Below are 18,909 nucleotides of genomic sequence, written 5' to 3' on the forward strand. Positions count from 1 at the left end.
CGGCAGGCTAGCAGCTTCGGGGTGGCACGGAAATGCCGCGAGCCCGCACATTTGCGTGGGGCTTCCATCCGATCGAGGCTGCCGACGCTCATAAACCACGCAATTCGCCCGCGATTTGCGCTGGATCACACGTCCCAGCCTTGCTGCACGGCGGCACGGCTGGTACCAACCCGGCCCTGAGCTGAAAGGCGACCATGGCTGACAAACCGAAGAAACCGCAGAAACTGCGCGCGCGGCTGCCGCGTGGCCTCGCTGACCGCGGCCCCGCCGAGATCGCCGCGACGCGCGCGATGGTGGAGAAGATCCGCGAGGTCTACGAGCGCTACGGCTTCGAGCCGGTCGAAACCCCGGCTTTCGAATACACCGACGCACTCGGCAAATTCCTGCCCGATCAGGACCGCCCCAATGAGGGCGTGTTCTCGCTGCAGGACGACGACGAGCAATGGATCAGCCTGCGCTACGACCTGACCGCGCCGCTCGCCCGCTACGTCGCCGAGAATTTTGATGCACTGCCGAAGCCTTATCGCAGCTACCGGTTCGGCTGGGTGTTCCGTAACGAAAAACCCGGCCCCGGCCGCTTCCGCCAGTTCATGCAATTCGACGCCGACACGGTGGGCGCCCCGACCGCCGCGGCCGACGCCGAGATGTGCATGATGGCGGCCGACACGATGGAAGCGCTCGGCATCCCGCGCGGCAGCTACGTGGTGAAGGTGAATAACCGCAAGGTGCTGGACGGGGTGATGGAGAGCATCGGGCTCGGCGGTGAAGAGAATGCGGGGCGCCGGCTGACGGTGCTGAGGGCGATTGACAAGCTCGATAAGTTTCCGATCGCAGAAATTGAGAAGCTACTTGGTCTCGGACGATGGGACGGGGGCGAAGAAGGCAAAGGTGACTTTACGAAAGGCGCTGGCTTAACGGCTGAACAAATTCAGAGCTTGGCGGCTTTTCTTACCTACCGACCGGCTCAAATTGTGCCACTCACTGGTAGTGATGGCGTTGTTGAGCACAAGATGAAGACGGTTGTCCTGCTCGAGAATGGCGAGACCGAATTTAGGGATCCCAATAACGAGCAGACAATAGCTAATCTGATGCTTTTACTACCGAGTCACCAACTAGTCGAACAAGGCATCGGTGATCTTTCTGCGATCAACGAGATCCTGCAGAGCTGCGAATACGGAGATCGCGTTCTTGTTGATCCCTCCGTCGTCCGCGGCCTCGAATACTACACCGGCCCGGTCTACGAGGTTGAACTGCTGCTCGACACCAAGGACGAGAAGGGCCGTCCGGTGCGGTTCGGCTCGGTCGGCGGCGGCGGGCGTTACGACGGCCTGGTGTCGCGCTTCCGCGGCGAACCGGTGCCGGCGACCGGATTTTCGATCGGCGTGTCGCGGCTGCAGGCGGCGCTGACGCTGATCGGACAGCTCGACAACAAACCGCAGCCGGGGCCGGTGGTCGTCACCGTGTTCGGCGGCGACATCGCCGGCTATCAGAAAATGGTCGCGACGCTGCGCCAGGCGGGCATCCGCGCCGAATTGTATTTGGGCAATCCCAAGCACTCGCTCGGCCAGCAGATGAAATACGCCGACAAGCGCAACTCGCCCTGCGCCATCATCCAGGGCTCGGACGAAAAGGCCCAGGGCATCGTTCAGATCAAGGACCTGATCCTCGGCGCCGAACTCGCCTCGCTGGAGAAGGACCGCGACGAGTATCTGAAGAAACAGGCCGAGGCGCAGTTCTCCTGCAAGGAAGACGAACTCGTCGCCAAGGTGAAGGACCTGCTGCAGCGACGCGGGGTGGTGTGGCAGTGATCGCCACGCCTGCTGCCTCATGGTGAGGAGCCCGGCAGAGCCCGCAGGGCGACGCCGGGCGTCTAGAACCATGGGCGACGCGCGATGTAGCCTTGGTGCCTCGCGGCGCATCCTTCGAGACGCCCGGCTCCGCTCTGGCGAGCTGCGCCGGGCTCCTCAGTATGAGGTCTGTGTGAGTTGAAACGAAGAATCAAAACGGAGAAACGCCAGTGCCCGAGATCACCGTCAACATGGCCGAAGGCCGTACTGCCGAGCAGAAGGCCGCGATGATGCGCGACATCTCGCAGGCGCTGGTGACGCATCTCGGCGTCAAGGCCGAGGACGTCGTCATCCAGATCAACGAAGCGCCGCTCGCCAACAAGATGAAGGGCGGCAAAACCTTCGTCGAGCGCAAAGCCGCACAGGCGAAGTAAGCCCATCCGTCATTGCGAGCCAACGGGTCCGGCCTTCGGCCGGCCCGATGACAGGCTCCGCGAAGCAATCCAGTGCCTTGCACGGCTGGATTGCTTCGTCGGCTTCGCCTCCTCGCAATGACGGTGAGGTCTGTCCGTTTCCGCAGTAACATCCTATCGTTCGTCATTCCGGGGCGCGCGGCGCGCGAGCCCGGAATCCATAACCAATGTGCTCGCGGTTAGCAGCGGCTTGCGCGCCGAGTTCTTCTCGCTGACACTGGGGGTATGGATTCCGGGCTCGCGCGCCGCGCGCCCCGGAATGACGAACGCTAAGTATTTCGTCGGAAAAGAGGCCACCATGGACGCGCGCGATATCATCACTGTCGGCATGAGCGCCGAGCGGCAGATCACGGTGGCGCTGGAGCAGACGGTGCAGCATTTCGTGCCGTACATGCCGCCGGTGTTCGCGACGCCGCTGATGATTTTGGAAATGGAGATGACCTCCGGCGAGGCGATCCACCCGGCGCTGCCACAGGGCTGGGTGACGGTCGGCACCGGCGTCGACATCCGGCATCTGACGCCCGCGCTGGTCGGGCAGGTGGTGCGCACGACGTCGAAGGTGATCGCGGTCGAGCAGCGCAGCATCGGCTTCGAAGTCGCTTGCTGGGTCGGCACCCGCAAGATCGGGGACGGCAAGCACCTGCGCGGGCTGATCGACGTCGCGGCGTTCACGGCGCGGTTCAAGGATTGGTAGCACTACCTCTCCGCGAGTCATTCTGCGCGCGGGGCGCAGCCGGGCCAATCTGTATCCGCCGGGTGTGAAGAGCGTGCGGCGAGCGCACTACCTCTCCCCGAGTCATTCCGGGGCGCGCGGCGAAGCCGCGTGAACCCGGAATCTGACGCCGGCACTGTGCTTGCCGCTTCTTCGTAACAACCTCGGGATTCCGGGCTCGCGAGCTACGCTCGCGCCCCGGAATGTCGCGCTTGGGCTAGCGTCCCTCGCGCAGCCACGTCGCCGCGAACGCACCCAGCAACAGCAGCAGCCCGATCAGGCCGGTGAACATCGGCAGCACGCCGACGCCGCGGACCACGCTGGCGTCGCGGATGCGGACGCCGAGCCAGTTGTCGCCGCGGAACGACGTGGCCGAGTGCACCGGGATGATGCGCGGCAGCTCGACGCTGCCGCTGTCGGCGATACGGCGGGCGTCGCCGCCGGTGGCCTGGGCCAGCGGCTTCAGTGTGTCGGGCGTCGAGGTGACCTCGGAGAATTCCTTCGGGTTGACCGGGCCGACATTGATCAGCGCCTTCAGCGTGCCGTCGGTCGCCTGCCACAGCCCGAGTTCGTCGGCGGGCAGCGTTGCGCGCCAGGTGCCGGGATCGTTCGAGCTCAATGTGAGCTGTTTGGTTTGGCCGGACGGCGAGGTGACGGTGACGGGCGGCACGTTGTCCGCCATGGTCTGCCGGATCACCTGCAGGTCCTTGCCTTCGACCTTCAGCCGCAGCGCTTCTTCGTCCAAATCAGGCTGCTTCATCAGCCAATGCGACATCCGCCGCAGCAGATCGAGATGCGGCCCGCCGCCCTCATAGCCGCGCGCCCACAGCCAGATGTGGTCGCTCAGCAGCAGCGCGACGCGGCCCTCGCCGTAGTGCGACAGCAGCAGCAGCGGCGCGTTGTCGGCGCCGGTCATCAGCGGCGGCGTGGTGGCGTTGCGCGTATCGACGGTGCGGAAGAAGCGGCTCCATTTCGGCGGCTCGGAGTTCGAGCCTTCCAGCCCGCGCGTCACCGGATGGCGTTTGCCGGCGTCGCTCAGATGCGCATAGAACGGCTTCTCGGTGACGCCGACCGGCTCGGCCGGCAGCAGGCTGTCGAGCGGCGTGCGCCAGATCGAGGTGGTCGAGGCGTAGTCCGGCCCGGCCGACACCAGCACCGCGCCGCCGTTGCGGACGTAGCGGGCGATGTTGTCGAAATAGGCAATCGGCAGCACGCCCTGGCGGGCGTAGCGATCGAAGATGATCAGCTGGAACTCGTTGATCTTCTGCTGGAACAGCTCGCGGGTCGGAAACGCGATCAGCGACAGCTCGTTGATCGGTGTGCCATCCTGCTTCTCCGGCGGCCGCAGAATGGTGAAGTGGACGAGATCGACGCTGGCGTCGGACTTCAGGAGGTTGCGCCAGGTGCGCTCGCCGGAATGCGGCTCGCCCGACACCAGCAGCACCCGCAGCTTGTCGCGGACGCCGTCGATCGAAACCACGGCGCGATTGTTGACGGTGGTGAGTTCGTTCTCGACCGGCGAGGCTTCGATCTCGACGATATTGGGGCCGGCGTGCTTGATCTCGACGTCGACATTCACCGTCTGGCCGCTGGCGACGCTGCGCTCGTTCAGCGTCTCGCCGTCGCGGCGAACCACCACGCGGGCGCGCTCGCCGCTGATGCCCTGGTCGTCGAGCCGGTAAGTAATCGTCTGAACCTGGCCGACGATGCCGAAGCGCGGCGCCGCCACGATGGCGATGCGGCGGTCGCGTTCGTTGCTGCGGCCGGTGACCAGCGCGTGCACCGGCGCCTGGAATCCAAGCGCGGCGGCATTCGCCGGAATGTCGTGGACCCGGCCGTCGGTAATCATGAAGGCGCCGGCGACGCGGTCGGTCGGCACGTCGGACAGCGCCGAAGTGAGCGCGCCGAACAGCTTGGTGCCGTCGGTCTCGCCATCCGCCTGGCCGGCTTCGACGACGCGGACCTCGACGCCCTTGATCTGCTTCAGCCGTTCGACCAGCTGCTCCTTGGCCTGCTCGGCCTCGGCCGCGCGGCTGCCGAAATTCTGGCTCGGGCTTTTGTCGACAACGACCGCGGCCACTGACGACAGCGGCTCGCGCTCCTCACGCGTGAACGACGGGTTCGACAGCGCCAGCAAGATCAGCGCAAGCGCCGCGATCCGCACCCACGCCCCGCGTGACCGCCCGAGCAGCAGCACCAGCGCGATCACCGCAATCGCGGCAAGCGCCACCCACAGCACGGCGACAGAAACCAAAGGCGCGAAGGCGATGCCGTATTGCAATCCGTTCTCCTCGTCTCTCATGGTTCGAGACGCATCGCTGCGCGATGCTCCTCACCATGAGGTCTTCGTTTCGTCGATCAGCCCCTCGCGAGACCTCTCCCTCCTCCTGAGGAGCCCGGCGAAGCCGGGCGTCTCGAAGGATGAGACGCGCTACTGCCCCAGCCGCTCGATCAGCGCGGGCGCATGGACCTGGTCGGCCTTGTAGTTGCCGGTCAGGGTGTACATCACGATGTTGACGCCGGCGCGGAAGGCGAATTCGCGCTGGCGCGGTTCGCCGGGCGACAGCGGCAGCATCGGCTGACCGTCGGGGCGCATGGCCCAGGCGCCGGCGAAATCGTTCGAGGTGATGATGATCGGCGACACGCCGTCGCCGCCGCGCGCCGGGCGCGCGGTGTCCTCGTCGTCGCTCTCGCGCGGCAACGCCTCGACCCAGGTCTCGCCGGCGTTGTAGCGGCCGGGGAAGTCGCGCAGCAGATAGAACGTCTTGGTCAGCACGTGCTCGCGCGGCACCGGCTCGAGTTCGGGCACGTCGAGCGACGACAGCAGATTGCGCAGCGTCTGCATGCCGGGCGTCTGCGAGCTGCCGTTCGGGCCGGCCGGCGCCTCGATCGCGTCGCGGGTGTCGAAGATCACCGTGCCGCCCTGCTTCATGTAGGCGTCGATCTTGTTGAGCGCTTCCTGCGGCGGCTTCGGCGCTCCGGCGATGATCGGCCAGTAGATCAGCGGGAAGAACGACAGCTCATCGCGCGCCGGGTCGATGCCCATCGGCTCGCCGGCTTCGAGCGCGGTGCGCTGCGCCAGGAACAGCGTCAGCCCGCTCATGCCGGCCTTGACGATCTGGTCGACGTCGGCATTGCCGGTGACGACGTAAGCCAGATGCGTCTGCGACGTGGCCTTGATGGCGAACTCGTCCTGTGCGGCATCGGCAAAGCTCGGCCGCGGCAGGCTGGCGAGTGGCAGCGCCAGCATCACCGCCAGCGCCGTGGTGACGGCGCGGCGGCGGCGCGGCAGCAGCGCGGCAAGGCCGCCGCCGAGCAGTGCGACGATCAGCGCGTCGAGCGCGAACAGGCCGAGCGAGGCGGCGAGCAGCATGCCACGCAGGTCGCGCGGCTCGGCGGTGGTGTAGGCGGTGCGGCGCGCCGCGATCGCCGAGGTGTCGAGCGGCGCGAGCCGGTCGGCGGCCGCGAGCGTGTTGACGGCGATCGGGCCGTCGGCGGGGCCGTAGAAGCCGGGCGGATGATCGGCGCTGCCGCGGTCGCGCCAGTCGGTCGGGATCGGCTTGGCGGAGGCCGGCGGCGGCCCAAACGCGCCGAAGCCGTCGAGCGTGCGCAGCGGCGCCACGGTCTCGGCCGCGTTGCTGTCGGCAGCGACGCCGGCGCCCGGCGTCGAGGTGTAGCCCGACATGTCGACCAGCCGGCGCAGCATCTCGACGAAGGTGCCGGACATCGGCAGATCCGACCAGCGCATGTCGGCGCTGACGTGGAACAGCGTCACCACGCCCTTGCCGCGATGCTCGCCGGTGACCAGCGGCGTGCCGTCGGCGAGCGAGGCCCAGCTCTTGGTCGCCAGCACCGCATCGGGTTCGGCCAGCACTTGGCGATTGATGGTGACGTCGTTCGGCACGGCGATGCCGGCGAACGGGCCGTCAGCCGCAAACGCCGCGAGTTTCTGCGGCTTCTCCCATGTCAGGCTGCCACCGAGGCTGCGATTGCCCTGGCGCAGCTTCACCGGCACCAGATCGTCGTCGTCCTGCCGCGCCAGCCGCGGGCCCGCGAACCGCACCAGCACGCCGCCCTGCGCGATCCAGGCGTCGAGTCGCTGCCGGATTTCCGGCGACAGCGCGCCGACATCGGCCATCACGATCATCGGCAGCTTCTGATCGAGGAATTGCGTGATCGCCTGCTGCGGCGCGCCGCGATCGCCGAGCCGGACGTCGGCGAACGGCGCCAGCGCGCGGGTCAGATAGAAGGTCGGCGCCAGCAGCGGCTGCGCGGTGTCGTTGCTCGCGCCGGAGACGATGCCGATGGCGCGGCGGCGCCAGCGCTTGTCGAGGAGTTGCACCGCGCCGGCGGAGCGCTCGCCGGCGATCTCCAGCCGGGAAATGTCGTTGCGCAGTTCGACCGGCAGGTCGAACGCCGCATCGGTTTCACGATCCTGCGGCGGGAAGTTGAACGATGCTTCGCCGATCGGCGCGCCCTTGGCATCGAGCGCCCGCACCGTGCCGGTGTCGATGCCGCCGGCCTGCGCGCGCAACACCTTCACGGTCATCTTGGCGGCGGCGTTCTCGGCCGCGGCGAGGGCATGCGGCTGCGCCGCGCCTCCTTCGACGATGGTGACGTTGCGGTTCTGCAGCAGCTTGGCGAGCGCGCCGACGAACTCACTGCCACGGCCGGTGTCGACGCCGTCGGTCAGCCAGACGATCTCGGCATCGCCGCTGCTCTTGAGAAAACGCTCGACCGGCGCCAGCGCCTCGACGCGTTCGACCGCGTAAGGCTTGGGCGCCAACTGGCGCAGCGACACACGCGCAGTGCCGGCCGGCATCAGCACCGGATCGCGCGTCGCTTCGGACAACGGCGCCAGTGCCACCGCGCGGCGTGAACTATCCGCCTCGGCGATCAGCTCGTCGGCCGCCTTCATGCGTAGTTCCCAGTTAGAAGCCGAGCTCCAGCCGTCGTCGAGCATGATCAGCAGCGGACCGTTGCTGTTGCCCGCGGCGGTCTGCGGATTCCAGATCGGGCCGGCGAGCGCGAAGATCACCAGCGCCGCCGCGAGCATGCGCAGCGCGGTCAGCCACCACGGCGTGCGCGACGGCGTCTCTTCCTTCGGGGCGATCTCGAACAGTAGCCTTGTGGGCGGAAAGTCGATGCGGCGCGGCTTCGGCGGGGTGACGCGCAGCAGCCACCACAGCGCGGGCAGTGCCAGAAGGCCGAACAGCAGAAGAGGTTGAGCGAAGGAGAGGGGCAGACCGCCGATCATGCGCCGAGCCCCGCTTTGCTGCCGGGCGCACCCTTGGCCGTGGTCATGCCGGCATGCAGGAACAGCAGCAGTTCGGCCGCCGAGCGGCTGGTGGTGTGGGTCGAGAACAGCCAGTCGAGCTTGCCGGTTTCGCTCCGGATCGCATCGCGATGTGCAGCGACCAGCGCGACGTAGTCGGTCGCCCAGGTCTCGGCGCGGCCCGCGGTGATCGCGCCGCCGCCTTCCGGCTCGACGAATTCGATGCGGCCGGCGAACGGAAAACTCTCTTCGGACGGATCGACCACCTGCACCAGCGAGCCGTGCGCGCCGGAAGCCGACAGGCCGGCCAGCATCTTCTGAATGTCGCCGACCGGAGCCCAGAAGTCCGACAGCACCACGATCTCGGCCATCGACGACGGCACGAAGGACGGCGGCAGGCTGTCGCGCGACGTGGTGTCGTGCAGGATCGCCTGCGCCATCTTGTCGATCACATTGGTACTCGAGGTGGGGTTCATCAGGCCCGGAACGCCGACGCGTTCGCCGCCGGCGACCAGCAGTTCGGCCAGCGCGAAGGTGACGATCAGCGCCCGTTCGAGCTTGCTGTCGCGCACGCCCTTCGACGCATAGGCCATCGAGGCGGAGCGGTCGGGCCACAGCCACACGGTGTGCGCGGCTTCCCATTCCAGTTCGCGGACGTAGAGATGATCGTCGCGCGCCGAGCGGCGCCAGTCGACACGCGTGGCGGGCTCGCCTGAGACGAAGCGGCGCTACTGCCAGAAATTTTCGCCGGCGCCGGCGCGGCGGCGGCCGTGCAGACCGTGGGTGACGTTGTTGGCGATGCGGCGGGCTTCGAGCATCAGCCGCGGCAGCGACGCCGCCAGCGACCGGCTTTCGCCATCCGCGCGCCTGACTGCCAGCGTCTCCCTGTTCGGCTGCTCGGTCGCCTGCGCCATCAACCGATCCGGCTCTTGAGCTGACGGATCACGTCCGGAATGGTGCGGCCCTCGGCGCGCGCCGAGAAAGTCAGCGCCATGCGGTGCTTCAGCACGGGCTCGGCGAGGTCGAGCACGTCGTCAATCGACGGTGCGAGCCGCCCGTCGAGCAGCGCGCGGGCGCGCACCGCCAGCATCAGCGACTGGCTGGCGCGCGGGCCGGGGCCCCAGGCGATCAGCTTGCCGAGTTCGCCTGCTTCTGGACCGGGACGCGCCGAGCGCACCAGCGACAGGATCGCTTCGACCACGGAATCGCCGACCGGCAGCCGGCGCACCAGGCGCTGCGCTGACACCAGCAGTTCGGCATTCATCGACACCTTCGGCGCGCTCTGCTCGGCGCCGGTGGTATCGAACAAGATGCGGCGCTCGGCGTCGCGGTCCGGATAGTCGACGTCGATTTCCATCAGGAAGCGGTCGAGCTGCGCTTCGGGCAGCGGATAGGTGCCTTCCTGCTCCAGCGGGTTCTGGGTGGCGAGCACGTGGAACGGCTTCGGCAGATCGTGCCGGGCGCCAGCGACGGTGATGTGCTGCTCCTGCATCGCCTGCAGCAGCGCCGATTGCGTGCGCGGGCTCGCGCGGTTGATTTCGTCGGCCATCAGCAGTTGCGCGAACACCGGCCCGGCGATGAAGCGGAACGAACGCTTGCCGGCGGTGGTCTCGTCGAGCACTTCGGCGCCGAGAATGTCGGACGGCATCAGGTCGGGCGTGAACTGGATGCGCTTTGCATCGAGACCCAGCACCACACCCAGCGTTTCCACCAGCTTGGTCTTGGCGAGACCGGGGACGCCGATCAGCAGCGCGTGGCCGCCGGCGAGAATCGTGACGAGCGTGTTGTCGACGACGCGCTCCTGGCCGAAGATGACGGTGGCGATCGCCTCCTTGGCGGCGCGCACGTCGCTGGCGATCTGCTCGGCCGAGCGGATGATGACGTCTTCAAGCTTCTCGACACTGTCCGCGCCTGCCATCCGGTTCTCCTGTTACGCTCGTCCCTGCCGCGCTCGCCGGCCGTTCAGCCCGATCCGGCGCGGCGGCATCGTACCGCTTCCGCCTGCATGCTAGGCTGCCCGCTGCTTTGAAGCGAAGGCTATGGTTTTATTGGCCAAATCTATCCCCACATTATGAGCATCACGGAGTTGCGCCCATCACGATGTGGAGAGTTAACCCATGCTGCACGTTATCGAAGACGTGCAGCTTATGTGCCAATCAGAAAGTTCAGGGTCAGGGTAAACCATGGCGAAGCAAGGGCAGACCGCGAACCGTAATCTCGACGGATTGACCGCTGCCGCGCGCGATGCGGCCGGTGAAGCCGCCAAGGGCAAGGGCCTGCCGCCGGTGCATCTGTGGAATCCGCCGTTCTGCGGCGATCTCGACATGCGCATCGCCAGCGACGGAACCTGGTTCTATCTCGGCACGCCGATCGGCCGTCCCGCTTTGGTGCGGCTGTTCTCCACCATCCTGAAGCGCGAGGACGGCAAGCACTTCCTGGTGACACCGGTCGAAAAGGTCGGGATCACGGTCGACGATGCGCCGTTCACCGCGGTGGAGATGCTGAAGGAGGCGGATTCGCGCGGGCCGGTGCTGCGCTTTCGCACCAATGTCGACGATTGGGTGACGTGCGATGCCGACCACCGCCTGCGGTTCGAGGTCGCGGAGGATGGCGGCCTGATGCCGTATCTGCACGTCCGCGCCGATCTCTGGGCGAAGGTGACACGGGCGTTGTATTACGATCTGGTTGACATCGGCGAGGAGCGGATGGTCGATGGTCAGGCCAAGTTCGGCATTGCTTCAGGCGGCGCATTCTTCGCGATGGCCGACGCGGAGCAGATGAGGGAAGCACTTTGAGTAGGGACGCGCCTTGAACGAGCTGACGATGGCGATCGAGTCTGCCCCTGGCAGCATCAGTTCGGCGGACTTCTTCGATCGCGCGCACAGGCGGTTGCGGTTCGACGTGCCGCCGGCGCTCACCGACGCCAGCATCATTCCCGCGAGCGGCGACGCCGGCACCGACAGGATGCTGAAGCTGATCGCCGAGGAGCGGCCGATCCGTCCCGCGGCGGTGCTGATTCCCGTCATCGAGCACGCCGAGCCGACCGTCCTGCTGACGATGCGCGCGGCACACCTGAATGATCACGCCGGCCAGATCTCGTTTCCCGGCGGCAAGATCGATGCCGCCGACAATTCGCCGCTCGACGCCGCGTTGCGCGAGGCCGAGGAGGAAATCGGACTCGATCGCTCTTACGTGGAGCCGATCGGCTATCTCGACGTCTACGGCACGGCGTTCGGCTTCCGCATTCTGCCGACCGTGGCGCGGGTGCGGCCGGGCTTCGAACTCACCATCAACAAGGGCGAAGTCGACGACGCCTTCGAGGTGCCGCTGTCGTTCCTGATGAATCCGGGCAATCACCAGCTGCACAGCAAGGAATTCCGCGGCGCGCAGCGCTCCTATTACGCGATGCCGTTCGCCGAACGCTACATCTGGGGCGCGACAGCAGGGATCCTGCGGGTGCTGTACGAACGGATCTGCCTGCCATGATCCGTGCGATTCTCACGGAAGTCGCGATCTTCCTGATCCCCTTCATCCTCTACGCGGTCTATCTGGTGGCCACGCGGGCGGCGCTGACGCATCGTTCGTCCTGGCCGTTCCGGATCGTCGCATGGCTACTTATTGCGGCGCTGGCGCTGGTGATCATCAGCCTGCTGCTGCTGGTGCACTATTCGGGCGCGCCGCCGGGCGCGACCTATGTGCCGGCGCATATCGAGGATGGCCGGCTCGTCCCTGGAGCAGAAAAATGACCGGCGCGGTGGTGCGTGCCGATGCGCCCTGGCTGCATGACGGCCCGGCCGCCAAGGTCCTCGCACTGCTGAACGGCGGCGGCGAGGAGGCGCGCGTGGTCGGCGGCGCGGTGCGCAACGCCCTGCTGCGGCTGCCGATCGGCGATATCGACATCGCCACCACGGCACTGCCCAACGAAGTCGTCCGCCGCGCCAAGGCCGCCGGCATCAAGGCGGTGCCGACCGGCATCGAACACGGTACCATCACGCTGGTGCTGGAAGGGCACGGCTTCGAAGTCACCACGCTGCGCGAGGACGTCGAGACCTTCGGCCGCAAGGCCAAGGTGGCGTTCGGCCGCGACTGGGTGCGCGACGCGCAGCGCCGCGACTTCACCGTCAACGGCCTGTCGCTGTCCGCCGACGGCGCCGTGCACGATTATGTCGGCGGGCTCGACGACATCGCGGCGCGGCGGGTGCGGTTCATCGGCGATCCCGATCAGCGCATCGCCGAGGACTATCTCCGCATCCTGCGGTTCTTCCGCATTCACGCCGCCTACGGCGCCGGCGCGCCGGAGCGCGACGGGCTGCTCGCCTGCATTCGCGGCGGCGGCGGCCTCGCCACGCTGTCGGCCGAGCGGGTGCGGATGGAGATCCTCAAGCTGATGGTGGCCGATGGCGCGCTGGCGTCGGTGGTGGCGATGGCCGATGGCGGCCTGCTGCTCAAGGTGCTGGGCGGCGTCAGCTATCCGGGCACGCTGGCGGCGATGATCGCCGCCGAAGCCGCGCTCGGCTTGCCGGCGGATCCGGTGCGGCGGCTCGGTGCGCTGGCGGTAGCCGTGACCGAAGACGCCAAGCGGCTGACGCAGCGGCTGCGGCTGTCGAACGCCGAGACCAAGCGGCTGGATTCGATGGGGCACCGCTGGTGGCGGCTCGCCGCCATGGACGAGGCGACCGCGCGGCGCCGGCTGTATCGCCTCGGCGAAGCGCGCTTCCACGATCGCATGATGCTGGCCTTCGCGCGCGCCGGCAGTCGCGCCGATCCCTCATATTGGCGGGAGAAGATCGCTCTGCCGCAACGCTGGCGTGCGCCGGTGTTTCCGCTCAAGGCCGCCGACTTCATCGCGCGCGGGTTCGCGGCCGGGCCGGCGCTGGGGCATGTGCTGACGCTGGCGGAGGATGCGTGGCTGGCGGCGGACTTTCCGCTCGACGCCGCACGACTGCAGGCGATCGCTGACCAGGCGGCGGCGCGGTTCGCCAAGGACCATCTGGTGTAGCGGGGATACCGCTGCGGACCCGGAGGGGCCGTGACCGCAACGGTTCGGAAGCGTGCGCCGTCAAACCGGCGCGGCGGCCGGCTCAGGCGACCTTGCTGGCCTCGGCGTCGTCTTCGCCGTCGTCATCCTCGTCTTCTTCGTCGTCCTCATCGTCGACTTCGATCGCTTCGAGGACGGCAAGCGGCAGGGACTCGCGGAACAGATCGCCTTCTTCGCCCATCCACACGCAGACTGCCTCGTCGGCACGGGCTTCCGCCACCGTCATCGCCTGGCCGCCGGATTTCAGAATCACGACGTCGCCCGGTTTCAAGTTCATGTTTGGCTCCGCTGGAAAATGACCACGCAGCCAGCCTAGCGGGGCCCCATGACAGGGCGATCACGGCCGGGGCGCCCTAGCGGATGCCGATCACCTTGTGGGTCTGGACGCTGAGCCGCCATTGCGGGTGGCGGAGGCAGTAGTCGATCGCGTCCTGGGTGTTGTCGATCTGCCGAGGACCATCCATCGGTTGTAGCGAGAACCGCTCGAACGCCATCGCCTGGAACTGCTCCGGCATCGCGCCGGCCTGCGGGTACACCAGCTTGAGCTCGTTACCGCATTGCACCCGGAGCGGCGCCCCGGCTTTCGGGCTGACACAAAGCCAATCAATTCCGGGAGGTGGCTCGATCGTCCCGTTAGTTTCCACTCCGATCGCGAAGCCCTGCTTGTGCAGTGCATCAATTAGTTCCATGTCGAGCTGAAGTAACGGTTCGCCCCCGGTGATCACTACGTAGCGATCCCGATCGTCACCGCTCCATTGCGCTGCAATAACTCCCGCGAGCTGATCAGCATCCGCATAGCGACCGCCGAGCGTACCATCGGTGCCGACGAAGTCGGTATCGCAGAATTTGCACACCGCCTGATCGCGGTCCTGCTCGCGCCCCGTCCACAGATTGCATCCCGCAAATCTGCAGAACACCGACGCGCGTCCGGCATGCGCGCCTTCGCCCTGCAGGGTCAGGAAGATCTCTTTCACCGCGTAGCTCAACTCGTGTCCTTTACTCGCTTCGTGTCTGCCGGAGCGCCTCGCCGACCACCAGCGCGGCCGCCATCGCGACGTTCAGCGAACGCATCTCCGCCTGCATCGGGATCACCACCCGCGCATCGGCCGCATCGGCGACTTGTTGCGGCACGCCAGCGCTTTCTCGGCCCAGCAGCAGCACGTCAGTGGATCGGTAACGCTGTTCGAGATAGGGTGTTACGCCTTTCGTTGTAAGTAAAATCACGCGACAGTCGGCACTATCCCGCCATTGCATGAATTTTGACCAGGAATCGTGCCGCACGATCGTTACCTGGTCGAGATAGTCCATTCCCGCCCGACGGAAATGACGATCCGAGATCGGAAAACCAGCCGGCTCGATGATGTGAGCCTCGACGTTCAAACACGCGCAAAACCGAAGAATAGTGCCGGTGTTTTGAGGAATGTCGGGCTGGTACAGGGCGATCCGCATTCCGTAATGCTCCGTAGCAACTGAATCATAACTCGCGAGGTGACATGACTGCTTGGTCGAATTGTCCGAGCCGCGGCGATTAGCCCTTCGCGGGCTTGCGCTCTACCGGCAAGGGTGCCAATAGATCGATTCTGAACTGTCTGTTTCTAGCTGAACGGCTGATGACAAGCAGCTGTTGGATGCGTGGGCTGTGGAGTTCGGCGACCCTGCCTCGGGCGATTATTCGCACCTGCCAGAACCGCTTCGCCGGCCGCAGAGATGAAAGGGCTTTGGATCGTGACGACAGAGACTTCGGCGGAACCGACACGCCGTGATTTTCTCTACATCGCAACCGGTGCCGTAGCTGCCGTCGGAGCAGCGGCGGCCGTGTGGCCGTTCATCGCGCAGATGAACCCGGACGCCTCGACCATCGCCGCCGGCGCACCGATCGAAGTCGACCTCACGCCGATTGCCGAAGGTCAGGACATCAAGGTGTTCTGGCGCGGCAAGCCGATCTACATCATGAACCGCACCAAGAAGCAGGTCGAGGAAGCGCGCAACGTCGCGCTGTCGGCGCTGCCCGATCCGCAGACCGACCAGGAGCGCACCAAGGAAGGCCACGAGCAGTGGCTGGTCGTGATCGGCATCTGCACCCATCTCGGCTGCATCCCGATTGCCCACGAGGGCAATTACGACGGCTTCTTCTGCCCCTGCCACGGTTCGCAATACGATTCCTCCGGCCGCATCCGCCAAGGGCCGGCGCCGCTGAACCTGCCGGTCCCCCCCTATCAATTCGTCTCCGACTCCAAAATCCAGATCGGCTGACGCTCCCGCGTCCAGAGTCGTCGCTATATCCCTTGTTTAGGATCGCATCATGAGCGGACCATCGACCTATCAACCGCAGAGCCCTTTCATGAAGTGGCTCGAGCAGCGCCTGCCGATTGCCGGCCTGGTTCATTCTTCCTTCATTGCCTATCCGACCCCGCGTAACCTGAACTACTGGTGGACGTTCGGCGCCATCCTGTCGATGATGCTCGCGGTGCAGATCGTGACCGGCATCGTGCTGGCGATGCACTACACGCCGCATGTCGATCTCGCCTTCGACTCGGTCGAGCGGATCGTGCGTGACGTCAACTACGGCTGGCTGCTCCGCAATATGCACGCAGCGGGCGCGTCGATGTTCTTCATCGCCGTTTACGTGCACATGCTGCGCGGCCTGTATTACGGCTCCTACAAGGCGCCGCGCGAGGTGCTCTGGATCCTCGGCGTCATCATCTATCTGCTGATGATGGCCACCGGCTTCATGGGCTATGTGCTTCCCTGGGGCCAGATGAGCTTCTGGGGCGCCACTGTGATCACCAACCTGTTCTCGGCGGTCCCGTTCGTCGGCGACAGCATCGTGACGCTGCTGTGGGGCGGCTATTCGGTCGGCAACCCGACGCTGAACCGGTTCTTCTCGCTGCACTACCTGCTGCCCTTCGTGATCGCCGGCGTCGTCGTGCTGCACGTCTGGGCGTTGCACGTCACCGGCCAGAACAACCCGGCCGGCGTCGAGCCGAAGACCGAAAAGGACACCGTCCCCTTCACGCCGTACGCGACGCTGAAGGACGTGTTCGGCATGTCCTGCTTCCTGATCTTCTACGCCTGGTTCATCTTCTACATGCCGAACTATCTGGGCGACCCGGAGAACTACGTTCCGGCCAACCCGGGCGTGACCCCGGCGCACATCGTGCCCGAATGGTACTACCTGCCGTTCTACGCGATCCTGCGCTCGATCCCGAACAAGCTGCTCGGCGTCGTGGCGATGTTCGGCGCGATCCTGGTGCTGCTGTTCCTGCCCTGGCTGGACAGCGCCAAGGTCCGCTCGTCGCGCTATCGTCCGCTGGCCAAGCGCTTCTTCTGGGGCTTCGTGGCCACCTGCGTGATGCTGGGCTGGCTCGGCGGCAAGCCTGCGGAAGGCATCTACACGATCCTCGGCCGCGTCTTCACGTTCTTCTACTTCGCCTACTTCCTGATCGTGCTGCCGCTGCTGTCCCGGGTCGAGAAGACCCTGCCGGTGCCGAACTCGATCGCCGAAGACGTGCTGAACAAAGGCAAGATCATGAAGGCGACGGCCGCGAGCCTGTTCGCGGTGCTGCTTGGCGGTTCGCTGCTGGTCGGCGGCGTGCAGACCGCCAAGGCATCGGAAGGCGGCGAAACCCCGCCGTCGCTGAGCTGGAGCTTCTCGGGGCCGTTCGGCACCTATGATCGCGCCCAGCTGCAGCGAGGCTTCAAGGTCTACAAGGAAGTCTGCTCGGCCTGTCACTCGCTGAAGTTGCTGCAGTATCGCAACCTCGCCGAGCCGGGCGGCCCGGGCTTCACCGTCGATCAGGCCAAGGCGATCGCCGCCGAAGCGTCGATCAAGGACGGCCCGAACGACGCCGGCGAAATGTTCGAGCGGCCCGGCCGGCTCGCCGACACCTTCCACTCGCCGTTCCCGAACGAGCAGGCGGCCCGCGCGGCCAATGGCGGCGCCGCTCCGCCCGACATGTCGCTGCTCGCCAAGGCGCGGTCGTATCCGCGCGGCTTCCCGCAGTTCGTGTTCGACCTGTTCAGCCAGTTCCAGGAGCAGGGCCCGAACTACATCGACGCGCTGCTGCAGGGCTATCAGGACCCGCCGCCGGAAGGCTTCGCACTGCCGGACGGTTCGTACTACAACAAGTGGTACCCGGGCCATTCGATCAAGATGCCGCCGCCGATCTCGGACGGTCAGGTGACCTACGACGACGGTTCGCCGCAGACCGTGCAGCAGTACGCCAAGGACATCGCCACCTTCCTGATGTGGGCCGCGGAGCCGCACATGGAAGCCCGCAAGCGCCTCGGCCTGCAGGTCATGATCTTCCTGATCATCCTCAGCGGCCTGCTGTACTTCACCAAGCGCAAGGTGTGGTCGAACATCCACTGAGGCGCACGCTTCAAGATCTGCGCGCACGACACGCGCGTGACGGAAAGCCCCCTCACGGGGGCTTTTTTGTTGCGCGCGCTCTGCGCGTCAGCGCCGCGGTCCGGGCGATTGCATCCGCCCGGCAGTGCGGACAATATGCGCCGCAACGAAAGTGCAACTCACGGAGGATTCATGGGCACGATCATCACCTTCAAGCGTCCCGACGGCAAAGAGGCGAGCGGCTATCTGGCCAACGCGGCGCGCGGCAATGCGCCCGGCGTCGTCGTGATTCAGGAATGGTGGGGCCTGTCCGAGCAGATCAAGGGGCTGACCGATCGCTTCGCGCTCGCCGGCTTCGATGCGCTGGCGCCGGATCTCTACAACGGCAAGGTCGTGCCCTATCACGACACGGACGCCGCCAACAAAGAGATGAGCTCGCTCGATTTCATGGACGCCACCACCCAGACGGTGCGCGGCGCGGTGAACTATCTGTCGCGCAACGGCGCCAAGGTCGGTCTCACCGGCTTCTGCCTCGGCGGCGCCGTGACGGTGATCGGCGCGTGCAAGATTCCGGAATTGAGTGCTGCGGTTGTGTTCTACGGCATTCCGCCCGAGCAGGCCGCGAAGCCGTCGGAGGTGCGCGTGCCGATGCAGGGCCATTTCGCCAATCGCGATGATTGGTGCACGCCGCAGGTGGTCGATGCGTTCGAGAAGGGCCTGAAGGAGGCCGGCAAGTCCGCCGAGTTCTTCCGCTACGAGGCCGACCACGCCTTCGTCAACGAGCAGCGCGCCGCGGTGCATGATCGGGAGGCCGCGGAACTGGCGTGGTCGCGTGCGACGCAGTTCTTTGGAAAGCATCTCGGCTGATCGAGCGGCGGTGGCGGATTGCCTCTAAAATTTGAGCTTTCCGCTGAAGATTTGGAAGAAGGCTTGCTGCGATAACGCTGTCAGATCTACGAGGACAGCAATGGTTGACAAAGTTGTAAAGCCGGGCCGCATCATCGATTTCGCGAACTATCAGCGAGCGCAGCGGCCGAGTCGGGCAACAGCGATGAGCGGCCGGTTCTGCCGATATTGCGGAGCGGCGTTGCTCGACGACGACCGCGAGGAGGATTGCTCGAGCGCGGGCGTCCTGTTGCAAGGGCCGACGCGAACCCGGTCTCCCCGCCGGTTTCGCGCGGACTAGGCATCGTCCCGATCGAACAAAAGCGCCGGTTCTGAACCATCAGAACCGGCGCTTTCGTTTTTTCGTTGAGTGTCACGCGCAGCGCCT

The 18,909-nt window shown here is 66.2% G+C and carries 16 protein-coding genes and 1 pseudogene; 10 read left to right on the top strand and 7 right to left on the bottom strand.

Features of this window, described 5'->3' with window-relative positions:
- The first annotated feature begins 194 nt into the window (after positions 1–194).
- From hisS to ACOJTD_RS06015, 3 genes are all read left to right on the top strand, one after another.
- Positions 195–1,808, top strand: a complete 1,614-nt coding sequence (hisS, locus tag ACOJTD_RS06005; RefSeq protein ID WP_420132017.1) for a histidine--tRNA ligase — start codon at positions 195–197, stop codon at positions 1,806–1,808.
- Between the two features lie 209 nt (positions 1,809–2,017).
- Positions 2,018–2,221, top strand: coding sequence for a tautomerase family protein (locus ACOJTD_RS06010; protein ID WP_420132018.1), 204 nt, complete (start codon positions 2,018–2,020; stop codon positions 2,219–2,221).
- 337 nt (positions 2,222–2,558) lie between these two features.
- Positions 2,559–2,954 (top strand): thioesterase family protein, encoded by a 396-nt coding sequence (locus ACOJTD_RS06015; protein WP_420132019.1) that lies wholly within the window; start codon positions 2,559–2,561, stop codon positions 2,952–2,954.
- Positions 2,955–3,189: 235 nt separating this feature from the next.
- Here the strand turns inward: ACOJTD_RS06015 and ACOJTD_RS06020 are convergent, their stop codons facing one another.
- From ACOJTD_RS06020 to ACOJTD_RS06035, 4 genes and pseudogenes are all read right to left on the bottom strand, one after another.
- Positions 3,190–5,253, bottom strand: a complete 2,064-nt coding sequence (locus tag ACOJTD_RS06020) for a hypothetical protein (protein ID WP_420132020.1) — start codon at positions 5,251–5,253, stop codon at positions 3,190–3,192.
- Between the two features lie 150 nt (positions 5,254–5,403).
- On the bottom strand, positions 5,404–8,229 hold the full coding sequence (locus ACOJTD_RS06025; protein WP_420132021.1) for a DUF4159 domain-containing protein: 2,826 nt from the start codon (positions 8,227–8,229) through the stop codon (positions 5,404–5,406).
- Positions 8,226–9,161 (bottom strand): annotated as a pseudogene (locus ACOJTD_RS06030) (DUF58 domain-containing protein). The gene ACOJTD_RS06025 and the pseudogene ACOJTD_RS06030 overlap by 4 nt, the downstream one beginning before the upstream one ends.
- On the bottom strand, positions 9,161–10,165 hold the full coding sequence (locus ACOJTD_RS06035) for an AAA family ATPase (protein WP_420132022.1): 1,005 nt from the start codon (positions 10,163–10,165) through the stop codon (positions 9,161–9,163). The pseudogene ACOJTD_RS06030 and the gene ACOJTD_RS06035 overlap by 1 nt, the downstream one beginning before the upstream one ends.
- Before the next feature lie 265 nt (positions 10,166–10,430).
- Between ACOJTD_RS06035 and ACOJTD_RS06040 the strand changes: the two genes are divergently transcribed.
- From ACOJTD_RS06040 to ACOJTD_RS06055, 4 genes are read left to right on the top strand one after another with little or no spacing between them, the layout of a single operon-like run.
- Positions 10,431–11,042, top strand: coding sequence for a DUF1285 domain-containing protein (locus tag ACOJTD_RS06040; protein WP_420132023.1), 612 nt, complete (start codon positions 10,431–10,433; stop codon positions 11,040–11,042).
- 28 nt (positions 11,043–11,070) lie between these two features.
- Positions 11,071–11,733, top strand: coding sequence for a CoA pyrophosphatase (locus ACOJTD_RS06045; protein ID WP_420132024.1), 663 nt, complete (start codon positions 11,071–11,073; stop codon positions 11,731–11,733).
- On the top strand, positions 11,730–11,993 hold the full coding sequence (locus tag ACOJTD_RS06050) for a DUF6111 family protein (protein WP_420132025.1): 264 nt from the start codon (positions 11,730–11,732) through the stop codon (positions 11,991–11,993). The genes ACOJTD_RS06045 and ACOJTD_RS06050 overlap by 4 nt, the downstream gene beginning before the upstream one ends.
- Complete coding sequence (locus ACOJTD_RS06055; RefSeq protein WP_420132026.1) at positions 11,990–13,246, top strand: CCA tRNA nucleotidyltransferase; 1,257 nt, start codon at positions 11,990–11,992, stop codon at positions 13,244–13,246. Before ACOJTD_RS06050 ends, ACOJTD_RS06055 begins: the two co-directional genes overlap by 4 nt.
- 82 nt (positions 13,247–13,328) lie before the next feature.
- Here the strand turns inward: ACOJTD_RS06055 and ACOJTD_RS06060 are convergent, their stop codons facing one another.
- From ACOJTD_RS06060 to ACOJTD_RS06070, 3 genes are all read right to left on the bottom strand, one after another.
- Positions 13,329–13,562, bottom strand: coding sequence for a YodC family protein (locus ACOJTD_RS06060; RefSeq protein WP_420132027.1), 234 nt, complete (start codon positions 13,560–13,562; stop codon positions 13,329–13,331).
- A 76-nt stretch (positions 13,563–13,638) separates the two neighbouring features.
- Positions 13,639–14,271 (bottom strand): 7-carboxy-7-deazaguanine synthase, encoded by a 633-nt coding sequence (gene queE, locus ACOJTD_RS06065; protein ID WP_420132028.1) that lies wholly within the window; start codon positions 14,269–14,271, stop codon positions 13,639–13,641.
- A gap of 10 nt (positions 14,272–14,281) precedes the next feature.
- Positions 14,282–14,734 (bottom strand): tRNA (cytidine(34)-2'-O)-methyltransferase, encoded by a 453-nt coding sequence (locus ACOJTD_RS06070; protein ID WP_420132029.1) that lies wholly within the window; start codon positions 14,732–14,734, stop codon positions 14,282–14,284.
- Between the two features lie 276 nt (positions 14,735–15,010).
- On the opposite strand from ACOJTD_RS06070, the gene petA reads away from it, so the two are divergent.
- From petA to ACOJTD_RS06085, 3 genes are all read left to right on the top strand, one after another.
- Positions 15,011–15,538 carry a ubiquinol-cytochrome c reductase iron-sulfur subunit gene (petA, locus tag ACOJTD_RS06075; RefSeq protein ID WP_420132030.1) on the top strand — a complete coding sequence of 176 codons (528 nt, stop codon included), beginning with the start codon at positions 15,011–15,013 and terminating at the stop codon, positions 15,536–15,538.
- Positions 15,539–15,587: 49 nt separating this feature from the next.
- The gene (locus tag ACOJTD_RS06080) at positions 15,588–17,657 is read left to right on the top strand and encodes a cytochrome c1 (RefSeq protein WP_420132031.1); all 2,070 of its coding nucleotides are present in this window, start codon (positions 15,588–15,590) and stop codon (positions 17,655–17,657) included.
- Positions 17,658–17,828: 171 nt separating this feature from the next.
- Positions 17,829–18,503: a dienelactone hydrolase family protein gene (locus ACOJTD_RS06085; protein WP_420132032.1), complete on the top strand. Its 675-nt coding sequence runs from the start codon at positions 17,829–17,831 to the stop codon at positions 18,501–18,503.
- Positions 18,504–18,909: the final 406 nt, after the last annotated feature.

Origin of the sequence: Rhodopseudomonas sp. (genome assembly GCF_048594845.1) — a bacterium.
In the GTDB taxonomy this organism is placed as follows: Bacteria; Pseudomonadota; Alphaproteobacteria; order Rhizobiales; family Xanthobacteraceae; genus Rhodopseudomonas.